Annotated in this window: 7 protein-coding genes and 2 pseudogenes; 5 read left to right on the top strand and 4 right to left on the bottom strand. The window is 73.8% G+C overall.

What is annotated here, in order from left to right; translation table 11 throughout:
• The 4 genes and pseudogenes from A6Q79_RS13510 to A6Q79_RS13495 all read left to right on the top strand — a co-directional run.
• A pseudogene (locus tag A6Q79_RS13510) lies at window positions 1-147 on the top strand (PH domain-containing protein); the annotation flags it as partial.
• 92 nt (window positions 148-239) lie between these two features.
• Window positions 240-1,142, top strand: coding sequence for a tetratricopeptide repeat protein (locus A6Q79_RS13505; protein ID WP_067856352.1), 903 nt, complete (start codon window positions 240-242; stop codon window positions 1,140-1,142).
• 72 nt (window positions 1,143-1,214) lie between these two features.
• Window positions 1,215-2,261, top strand: coding sequence for a hypothetical protein (locus A6Q79_RS13500; RefSeq protein ID WP_286689996.1), 1,047 nt, complete (start codon window positions 1,215-1,217; stop codon window positions 2,259-2,261).
• Window positions 2,258-3,220 (top strand): hypothetical protein, encoded by a 963-nt coding sequence (locus A6Q79_RS13495; RefSeq protein ID WP_286689995.1) that lies wholly within the window; start codon window positions 2,258-2,260, stop codon window positions 3,218-3,220. Before A6Q79_RS13500 ends, A6Q79_RS13495 begins: the two co-directional genes overlap by 4 nt.
• A gap of 4 nt (window positions 3,221-3,224) precedes the next feature.
• Here the strand turns inward: A6Q79_RS13495 and A6Q79_RS13490 are convergent, their stop codons facing one another.
• Window positions 3,225-4,103, bottom strand: a complete 879-nt coding sequence (locus A6Q79_RS13490; protein ID WP_286689994.1) for an NUDIX hydrolase — start codon at window positions 4,101-4,103, stop codon at window positions 3,225-3,227.
• A 62-nt stretch (window positions 4,104-4,165) separates the two neighbouring features.
• Window positions 4,166-5,854 (bottom strand): maltotransferase domain-containing protein, encoded by a 1,689-nt coding sequence (locus tag A6Q79_RS13485; protein ID WP_286689993.1) that lies wholly within the window; start codon window positions 5,852-5,854, stop codon window positions 4,166-4,168.
• A 134-nt stretch (window positions 5,855-5,988) separates the two neighbouring features.
• Between A6Q79_RS13485 and A6Q79_RS13480 the strand changes: the two genes are divergently transcribed.
• Entirely contained in the window at window positions 5,989-6,768 is a 780-nt protein-coding gene (locus A6Q79_RS13480; protein ID WP_083516317.1) for an enoyl-CoA hydratase/isomerase family protein, read from the top strand.
• Window positions 6,769-6,921: 153 nt separating this feature from the next.
• On the opposite strand, the gene A6Q79_RS13475 is transcribed toward A6Q79_RS13480, so the two are convergent.
• Complete coding sequence (locus A6Q79_RS13475; RefSeq protein ID WP_317698611.1) at window positions 6,922-9,450, bottom strand: hypothetical protein; 2,529 nt, start codon at window positions 9,448-9,450, stop codon at window positions 6,922-6,924.
• Window positions 9,447-9,772, bottom strand: a pseudogene (locus A6Q79_RS13470) (porphobilinogen synthase); the annotation flags it as partial. The pseudogene A6Q79_RS13470 and the gene A6Q79_RS13475, both read right to left, overlap by 4 nt.

The following is a 9,772-nucleotide window of genomic DNA, read 5'->3' as shown; positions in this document are numbered from 1 at the left end:
CTATTCGCGCTCTACGGCGTCGCCCGTGAGCACCGAGACGTCTTCGTCATCACCAACATGCGCGTCTTCCGCGCCTCGGGCGTCTTCTCGGTCCGCATCGCGACGATGCCGATCACCCGCATCCTCGACATCACGGTCGACGGTCCGCGGCCCCTCCACGACGGGCGCTGACGCACCCGACCGTTGGACGTCGCGGACGGCAGGGGGAGCCGCCGGGGGCGAGTTCCTAGGATGGGGCCATGAGCTTCTCGCGCCCTGGTGCCATCGACCTCTCCGCCCTGGCCAAGCCGTCCGCCCCGCCGGCCGGCCCGTCGGGTCCCGGCGGTGGCTACACGGTCGACGTGTCGGAGCAGACCTTCCAGACCGTCGCGCTCGAGGCGTCGATGCAGCACGTCGTCGTGCTCGCCCTCTGGTCGCCCCGCGCACCCCAGAGCCGCGACTTCGTCGACCTCCTCGGCCGGGTCGTCGACACGCTCGAGGGACGGATCCTGCTGGCCGCGGTCGACATCGACGCCAACCCGGCGATCGCCCAGGCGCTGCAGGCGCAGGGCGTCCCGGTCGTCGTCGGTCTCGTGAAGGGCCAGCCGGTGCCCCTCTTCCAGGGCCTCGCCGAGGAGGCCGAGGTGCGCCAGTACCTCGAGCAGCTGGTGGCGCTCGCGGTGCAGAACGGGCTGACCGGACGGGCGACCCCGGCCGGTGGCGAGTCCGCCGAGCCGGAGGAGCCCGCGGACGACCCCCGCTTCGCCGCTGCGGACGCGGCGTTCGCCGCGGGTGACACCGACACGGCCGTGGCCGAGTACGAGCGGCTCGCCCTGCAGCACCCCGGCGACGCCGAGGTCGCCGAGCGGCTGGCCGGCGTCAAGCTGTTCGCCCGCACCAAGGACGCAGACCTCCAGCAGGCCCGCAAGGCCGCCGCGGACGCCCCTGACGACGTCGACGCCCAGCTGCTCGTCGCCGACCTCGACGTGAGCGGCGGACACGTGGAGGATGCGTTCGCCCGGCTCGTCGGGCTGGTCCGCACCGCGCACGGTGAGGACCGCGACCGGATCCGCGAGCGGCTCCTGGAGCTGTTCACGGTGGTGGGCACCACCGACCCCCGTGTCGCCGACGCGCGACGCGCCCTGGCGTCGGCGCTCTTCTGACGGCGAGCGCCTCGCCTGCGCGTTAGGGTGCGGCGACGGCAGCCGTGGGAGCGGCCACGGCGAGGAGGGGTGATGGCGCGACGTCTGGCCTGGCCGCTCGTCGTGGTCGGTCTTCTCCTCGCGCTCGCCGGAGCAGCCGTCATGGCGGTGCTCGGCCCCGACAGCCGGTTCACGACGGGTCCGCACACGGTCCGGACCGACGGCGTCGCCGTGGTCACGGCACCCGACGTCATCACCTACCGCGGACTCCAGGTCGACGTCCTGGTGGAGGTCCCGGTGAACAAGCCGGTGTTCGTCGGCCTCGGCAACACCGTCGACGTGCAGGACTACCTGGCCGGCACACGACGGCTCGAGGTCACCTCGTTCCGCGCGCCGTGGACGGTGCGCACGGCGGAGCGTCGGGGTCGAGCCGCGCTGCCCGGCGCGCCCACGGCCCTGGACTGGTGGATCGCGGACTCGGCTGGCCTCGGGGGTGCGTCGATCAGCACGACCCTGCCCGACACGCCGGTCTCGCTCGCGATCCTCGCCGTCGGCGCCTCGGACCTCTCGGGCCTGCGGGTCACGTTCGCCTACGGCGTGCGGGGCGGCTTCGGCCTCGGTCTCGGCGCGCTGCTCGGCGGACTGGGACTCATCTGGTCGGGCCTGCTCCTGCGGCGCGGACCGTCGGCGTCGTCCGGCGGTCTGCGACGTCCGTGGCGCGAGCGCGGTGACGGACCGCTCGAGGTGGGGGAGGAGGTCGAGGTCGTGGAGGAGGAGGTCTACGTGTTCGTCGACGAGCGCGGGGTCGAGCACGAGATCACGGCCGAGGAGGCGGCGCGCCTGCAGGAGCGTCTGGCCGCCGACGCGCTCGAGCCGACCGGCCCCGACCCCACCAGCCCCGACTCCATCAGCCCCGACTCCATCAGCCCCGACTCCACCCACCCCGATCCGGCCGGCCCCGACCTGGACAGCGCGGGCGACGTGGCCGTCGAGGTGCCGCCCCCGGCGGTCGTCTACGTGTTCGTCGACGAGGACGGCGTGGAGCACGAGGTGTCCGAGGAGGAGCTCGCCGACTACGAGCTCGCCGACGACGAGCCGGCGGACGAGCGCTCGGCGGACGACGAGAGGCGGGACCGATGAGCCGACGGTCCGCACCGGTCGTGGTGCTGCTGGCCTGCGTGCTGGTCCTGACGTCCTGCACCGTGCCGCGCCCCCGCGACGACCGACCCGCGTCGACGGTCCCGATCGACCGCGCTGGGGTGGAGCAGGTGCTGAGCCGCTACGACCAGGTCCGGGAGGCGGCCGCGAAGCTGCTCGACCCCAAGCCGCTGTCGACGGTCGAGAGCGGCGCGGTGCTCGCGATCGACACCGGGTCCTTCGACGTCGCGCAGCGCCTCTCGCGCGGCGTGGGGTCCGACGGCACCTCCGACCAGGTCGAGCGGCTCGCGGTGCCTCGGTTCACTGCCTACCCGCTCTGGTTCGTCGTCGAGGTGCGCGACCAGGCTGCGAAGGTCAACCGCGTGCAGGTCTTCGAGCGCGGGTCGGCCGTCGACCCCTGGTTCCTCGTGGCAAGCCCCGAGACGGTGCTGAGCACGCGTCTGCCCGACCTGCGGGAGCGCGACGGCGCGGCGCTGACGGTCGACCCTCGCAGCGCCACAGGCATGAGCATGTCGCCGCAGCAGGCCGCCGACCGCTACGCCGCCGCTCTCGAGGACCCGTCGACGGCAGCGGCGCGGACGATCGAGAACGACGACTTCCGTGCGCAGATGCGCACCGCGGCGCGACGCAACGCCGCGCTCGACGGCGTCCGCTTCGCCCAGACGTGGAAGGCCGAGAAGGTCACCCACGCGCTGCGGACCGCCGACGGCGGAGCGCTCGTCTTCGCCACCCTCGAGCGGGTCGACTCCTACCGCGTGCGCGACGGCATCCAGGTGACCTGGCCGGACGACTCGCCGCAGAAGGCGCTGCTGGAGTCGGGGGTCTCCTCGTCCGGGCGTCTGCGCTACCTGCACCAGGTGCTGGTCGAGATCCCCGGCGGGTCGGGGCGCCCCCGCGTCATCGGCCAGTACGGGGGCGTGGTGGAGGCCGAGGGGCCCTGAGGACTCAGACGACCGGCGGCTCGGGGGCGAGCGGCGCCTCCCGGTAGGGCGGGACGTCACCCCCGGCGAGAGCCTCCAGCAGCTCGGTCGCGGCAGCAGTCGCGCGCGTGCGGACGGTGTCGGCGTCGCACCAGTGCACCCCGGCGATCTCCGTCGGCTGCAGCGCCATGGTGTCGACGAGCGAGGCGTCGGCCACGCCCAGGTCGAACACGAAGACGCAGGCGTCGTCCCACCCGCGCCAGGCCGGGAGCCAGTTCACGGTGAGCAGACCGTGGACGGTCAGGGTGAGGCCGAGCTCCTCCTCCAGCTCGCGGACGAGCCCCTCCGAGGGCGACTCGCCGACCTCCACGACACCGCCGGGCAGGTCCCACTCCTGCTTGTAGGTGAGCTGGCAGAGCAGCACCCGACCCTCGCCGTCGCGCAGGACGCCCTGCGAGATGACCCGCTTCGTCGGCAGACCGGCGTTCAGCAGCGCGATGAAGCCGTCGCGGCTGTCGGCCGGCGGGTCGTCGCGCAGCCGGGCGAGCAGGGCGCGGTCGGGGGAGTCGCCGGCACCCCTGGCGATGCCCTCGCGTCGCAGCCCGCTGATCGACGCCGCGCGGACGTCGCCGGTGCGCTCGACCGGGACACGTGCCTCGACCCTCTGGAGCGCGAGGTCGTCGAACGCGTGCGCGAGCACCAGGCGCAGGGCGCGCACGGCCAGGCCCAGCGACTGCTCGCCGGTGCCGGTGTTCCAGCGCACGGAGCCGGTGCCGCGTCCCTCGTCGAGCAGGGCGATCGTGCCGCGGCGCTCCCCGCCGACGACCACGGACCAGCCGCGCAGGCCGTCCGCGCCGCTCGTCGGCTCGAGGTGGAGGTCGTCGTCACGCAGGATGGCGGTCACGTCGTCACCGTACGCGGCCGGTCACCGGGACGCAGCGGGGTCCGGCGCGTGGACGGCTGCGCTCAGCGGCGTGCGGTCAGCACGCGCACGGGGTGCGCCGGGTCGAGCGTGAGGGCGTCGAGGGTGTGCCAGGTGCCGTCCAGCTCGTCCTGCAGCCGTTCCCCGGGCGCGCCGAGCGCGTCCGGCACGCCCACGGACTTGGGGAAGGCGGGGAACAGGTCGACGACGACGAGCAGCGCGTCCTCGCCGTCGCTCCGGCTGAACGCGAGCACACCGGCGTGGTGGACGCGGTGCAGCACGAGGCCGCGTCGACGACGCAGGGCGGGGTGCGCACGACGCAGCTCGTTGAGGCGACCGAGGAACGTCGCCACGTCGGGCTCGGGCTCCGAGCTCGGCCCGTCGACCTCCTCCAGGGTGCTGCTCGTCTCCCAGGCCGGGCTGCCCAGCGCGGCGACCGCCGCCCACGCGCACCGCGTGGCGGCGCCGCCGTCGTCCAGGGTCGAGGCCCGTCCGCCGCCGGGCGCGGCCACGAGGTGCGTCCGCGTGACCGACCCGCGGCCCACGCCCGCCAGGACGTCCTCGACGTCGGCGAGGCCGAGGGCGTCGTGCAGCGCCGGCGTCGTCTGGTGGAACCCGACGAGCGCCAGGGCGTGAGCCTGCGCGGGGCTCGCGTCGCCCTCCGACAGCAGGAGCACGTCGGGTGCTGCCGCGGCCAGCTCGCGCAGCACGTGCTCCCACAGCCCGAGCGGCCAGTGGTGCGCGTCCCGGACCACGAAGGCGCCGACGCCACGGTCGGCCCAGCCGACGAGCGTCTCGAGCACCAGACCGAGCACGCCGGCCGGCTCGGCATCGGGATCCAGCCGCCAGGTGTCGTCCCCGGTCGGGACGAACCAGCCGGCGTGCTGCTCGAGCCACGGGTGACCGGGCGCGACCGTCCACGTCAGCTCCAGGGCCACCTCGAGCCCGACCCGGTGGGCCCGCTGCACGAGGGCGTCGAGGTCGGCGACGGTGCCGAGCCGCGGATCGACGTCGAGGTGCCCCCCGACGACGGGAGCGGAGTGCCACGGGCGACCGCGCGTGGGGTGCAGCGGCGGGAGGCGGACGACGTCGAAGCCCAGGGCGGCGACGTCGTCGAGGCGTGCGGTGGCGTCGGCGAGCGTGCCGTCGGGCGTGGAGGGCGCCAGGCGGTACCAGGCCCCGACGAGGGCGCGCTCGGGGTCGACGCGCAGGGGGAGCGGCTCGGTCGAGCCGACGTCGGCCCGGCCCAGGTGCTCGGGCAGGGACGCCACGTAGGCCAGTCCCTCGGCGAGCCGCTCGTGGGCCGGTGTCGTGGTGTCGAGGAGGTCGTCGCCCACCTCGAGCGCTGCTGGGTCCTCGTTGCCGAGCGCGAGCACGAGCGCACTGCCCTGGGCGAGCACCGTCTCGGGGTCGGCCCCGTGGTCGATGTCGGTCACGACCCGGCCCGCCCACGTGCGCAGGGACTCCTGCCAGCTCTCCACGTGGTAGGTCCACGCGCCCACCGCGTCGGCCGTCACCGTGGCGGACCAGACGTGGTCGCCGAGGTGCCGCATGGGCACCGGGTCGCGTCGCTTGCCGTCGGGCGCGGTGAGCACGACCGCGGCGCCGACGTCGACCGTGTCGGGCAGCACGAGCGCCTCGACGGTCAGTGGTTCGCCGGGGACCACCTTCGCCGGGAACCGCCCGCGGTCGAGGCACGGACGGACTTCCAGCACCGGGACCCGAGCGACCATGGGGACACGCTAGTGGCTCGGAGGCGGTCCGCACCCTGTTCACCCGCGCGTCGGAGCAGGTGGCTCTCCTCCTATGCTCACGGCCACGGCCCTGTGGTCGGCGTCACGACGCCGGCCCGACGGAAGGAACCAGCGTGACCCAGCTCGTCCAGCTCGAGGTGACCGACGGCGTCGCCCTCGTCCAGCTCGTCCGCCCGCCCATGAACGCGCTCGACGCGCAGGTCCAGCGCGAGCTGGTCGAGGTGGCGCGGGAGGTGGACACGCGCGACGACGTCGCTGCGGTCGTGCTGCACGGCGGACCGAAGGTGTTCGCGGCCGGTGCCGACGTGAAGGAGATGGCCGCGATGTCGTACCAGGAGATGGTGCGCCACGGTCATCTCCTGCAGGAGTTCACGCGCGCGGTCGCCGCCATCGGCAAGCCGACGGTCTCCGTGATCACCGGCTTCGCCCTCGGCGGGGGCTGCGAGCTCGCGCTCTCCACCGACCTGCGGTTCGCGGCGGAGAACGCCAAGCTCGGGCAGCCCGAGATCCTGCTCGGCATCATCCCCGGCGCGGGAGGCACCCAGAGGCTCGCGCGGCTCGTGGGGCCGTCGGTCGCGAAGGACCTCATCTTCACGGGTCGCTTCGTCGACGCGCAGGAGGCGCTGCGGATCGGTCTCGTCGACCGCGTCCTCCCCGCGGAGGAGGTGCTCGACGCAGCCGTCGCGTGGGCGCGTGGCTTCGTCGGAGGACCGGCCCTCGCGCTGCGGGCGGCCAAGAGTGCGGTCGACCGCGGTCTCGAGACGGACCTGCAGACCGGGCTGGAGATCGAGCGGATCGAGTTCACGGGGCTGTTCGCCACCGACGACCGCCGCGCCGGCATGGACTCCTTCGTCGAGAACGGTCCCGGGAAGGCCACGTTCAGTGGGTCGTGACCTGGCGGACCACCGAGGCGGGGGAGACCTCACGACGGGTCCGAGGTCTCACGCCTCGACATCGCCACGGAACACCTGTGGCACCAGGGACGCATGGGGCATACTGTGCTGCGACGTGCCGCCGTGCTCGCGAGAAGGGTAGTCATGACCGACTCAGGTTCGAACCAGCCGCAGGAGCGTCGACGCGCCGATCCGCTGAAGGTGGCTGCCGAGATGTTGGAGCAGTCCGGTGGCGACACCGAGGCCGCCGCGGACGATGCGCGACGCGGTGCGCCGGACGACCGACGGGCCAAGCGGGCAGCTCAGCGTGCCGCGCGCCAGATGGCTGCCGAGAAGCGACGCGCCGAGCGCAACGCCGCCCGAGCGTTCAACGCCTCGCGCCGGGGCCGACGCGACGGTGACGAGCCGGAGCCCGCGCTGAAGGCGGCCGAGGAAGCCATCGAGGCCCAGGAGCGCGCGGCCGCGCAGGCGAGCGAGCCCGAGCCGCAGCCCGTCGCGCCGCAGGAGCGGATCGCGCCCGAGTCGAGCACGCCCGAGTCGAGCACGCCTGAGTCGAGCACGCCTGAGTCGAGCACGCCTGAGGCAAGCACGCCCGTGGCGGACGTCTCCGCCACGGCCGAGCAGCCGGCCGTCGAGGCGACGACGACGCCGTCGGCCGACGACGAGCAGGCCGAGCGTGCAGCGGCCGAGCAGGCTGAGGCCGAGCGTGCAGCGGCGGAGCAGGCTGAGGCCGAGCGCGCAGCTGCCGAGCAGGCTGAGGCTGACCGCGCAGCGGCGGAGCAGGCTGAGGCTGACCGCGCTGCTGCCGAGCAGGCCGAGGCCGAGCGTGCTGCTGCGGAGCAGGCCGAGGCCGAGCGCATTGCCGCCGAGCAGGCCGAGCAGCCTGCACCCCAGGACGAGACCTCCGAGCAGGAGACGACGGAGGCCGCCTCGGTCCCGTCGGACGACGAGGGCCCCCAGGCCGAGGAGACCCCCGTGACGTCGGAGCAGCCCGCCGAGGACGACCAGGCCGCGCAGGCTCCGGCGCCCAGCACGTTCGCCGAGAAGCTCGCCGCGGCCAGCGCCGCCGCGCAGCAGCGCGTGAGCGCCGCCCGCGCCGAGGCCGCCCGTCTCATGGAGGAGGCCGCACGCGAGCGCGCCGAGGTCGCCGCACGGATCCGCGCCGACGAGGCCGAGCAGCGCGAGGTGCTGCAGGGTCGGCTCCGGGCGGCCGAGCAGGCCGCCGAGGAGCGCGTGCGTGCGGCGCGTGCCGAGGCCGAGCGCGTCACGGTCGAGATCGAGCGCGAGCGGCAGGCCGCCGCCGCCAAGATCGAGCAGCTGCAGCAGGAGGCCGACGCCCGGGTCGAGGCGGCCCGCGCGGAGGCCGAGCGCGCCGCGCAGGAGCGTCTCGACGAGGCGAAGGCAGAGGCCGAGCGCCGCATCGCCGAGGCCGAGGAGGAGGCGGCGCGCACCGCCGCCGAGCGTCTCGCCCAGGGTGAGCGCGATGCCGAGGACGCCGCGCAGCGGCGCCTGGCCGCAGCCGAGCAGGACGCGGAGCGCCGCATCAGCGAGGCACGCGCCGAGGCCCAGAAGCTGGCCGAGGCCGCTCGCCAGGACCGCGAGGCGGCCCTGCAGCAGCTCGAGAAGGAGCGTGCCGAGGCCGAGGCGAAGCTCGAGCAGGTGCGACTGGAGGCCGAGAAGGTCGTCGCCGACGCCGAGCGCACGTCCGCCCAGCACGTCGCTGTCGCCAAGGCCGAGGCCGAGAAGTACGCCCAGGAGGTCGCCGCGGAGCGGGTCGCGATCGCCGTGCGGCTCTCCGACGCGGAGCGCGCCGCCGACGAGCAGCAGCAGCGCCGGGGCGATGGTCACGATGACGTTGGTCAGCGACGTCCAGCTGGAAAAGGCGAGCACGAAGCTGAGCAGATAGAGCCCGAGCGGCAACACCCAGAGCAAAGGCATCGCGACGATATCGGTCGTAAGATGCGTGGTCGTCGACAGCATCAGGCCCGACGGAACGGCGGCGATCAACAGCCAATGGAGCTGTCGCCGCCAGTCCGGCCTGGCTTCGTCGCCGGCCGTGTCCGGCGATTGGGCGTTTTCCGGGCCGCGCCCCCAGCGCGCCGCGGCGGCGGCCGCAACCAGCATGAACAGCAGAACATAGCCCAGCGTCCAGCCGATGCTCTGTTTCGCGAGCGGCAACAGCGGTTCGACGAGCGCGGGATAGCTGATCAGCCCGGCGAAGCTGCCCAGATTCGAGGCCGCATAGAGGAAATAGGGATCGCCGGCGCGCGGATCGGCGGCGAACCAGCGCTGCATCAACGGCGCCTGCGCCGAAACCGCGAAGAAGACGGGACCGATCGAGGCAAAGAGCAGAAGCGGCACCCACAACGCCTCCTGCCCCGGCGCCGGCGGGGCGATCCGCGCGAGGCCGACCGGCAGCCACAGCGCCGCAACGAGCAGCAGGCCGAGGTGGATCATCGCCTGCCGCCGCACCGCGAAACGCCCGAGCCAATGCGCATAGGCATAGCCGCCAAGGAGTAGCGCCTGATAGACGAGCATCGCGCTGTTCCACACCGCCGGCGCCCCGCCGAGCCGCGGCAACACCATGCGCGCGACCATCGGCTGAACGAGGAAGAGCAGGAAACTGCCGACCAAGATGGTCAGAACGAACAGGGGCCGACGCGGCGAAGCGGAAGCGATCATGCAGTGAGCAGCCTCGCCGCGTGCAGTGCGTGATAGCTCAGAATCCCCGACGCGCCGGCGCGCCGGAAGGCGAGCAGGGTTTCGAGGACGAGCGCATCGCGGTCGCCCGCACCTGCCGCCGCGGCGGCCTCAATCATCGCATATTCGCCCGACACCTGATAGGCATAGACCGGCACCGCGAACGCGTCCTTCACCGCGCGCACGACGTCGAGATAGGGCAGACCCGGCTTGACCATCACGCTGTCGGCGCCCTCGGCAAGATCCTGTTCGACCTCGCGCAGCGCCTCTTCGACGTTGGCGGGGTCCATCTGATAGGTCATCT

This window comes from Aeromicrobium sp. REDSEA-S32_B7 (assembly GCF_001626145.1).
Lineage (GTDB): Bacteria > Actinomycetota > Actinomycetes > Propionibacteriales > Nocardioidaceae > Aeromicrobium > Aeromicrobium erythreum.
The sequence above is the reverse complement of the archived record's forward strand: the minus strand, read 5'-3'. Positions and strand labels throughout refer to the sequence as shown.

Excerpts from the sequence above, each read along its gene's own strand:
- A6Q79_RS13485 (WP_286689993.1), bottom strand. The coding sequence starts at position 5,854 with ATGGTCGCTCGGGTCCCGGTGCTGGAAGTCCGTCCGTGCCTCGACCGC.
- A6Q79_RS13495 (WP_286689995.1), top strand. The coding sequence starts at position 2,258 with ATGAGCCGACGGTCCGCACCGGTCGTGGTGCTGCTGGCCTGCGTGCTG.
- A6Q79_RS13475 (WP_317698611.1), bottom strand. The coding sequence starts at position 9,450 with ATGATCGCTTCCGCTTCGCCGCGTCGGCCCCTGTTCGTTCTGACCATC.
- A6Q79_RS13500 (WP_286689996.1), top strand. The coding sequence starts at position 1,215 with ATGGCGCGACGTCTGGCCTGGCCGCTCGTCGTGGTCGGTCTTCTCCTC.
- A6Q79_RS13505 (WP_067856352.1), top strand. The coding sequence starts at position 240 with ATGAGCTTCTCGCGCCCTGGTGCCATCGACCTCTCCGCCCTGGCCAAG.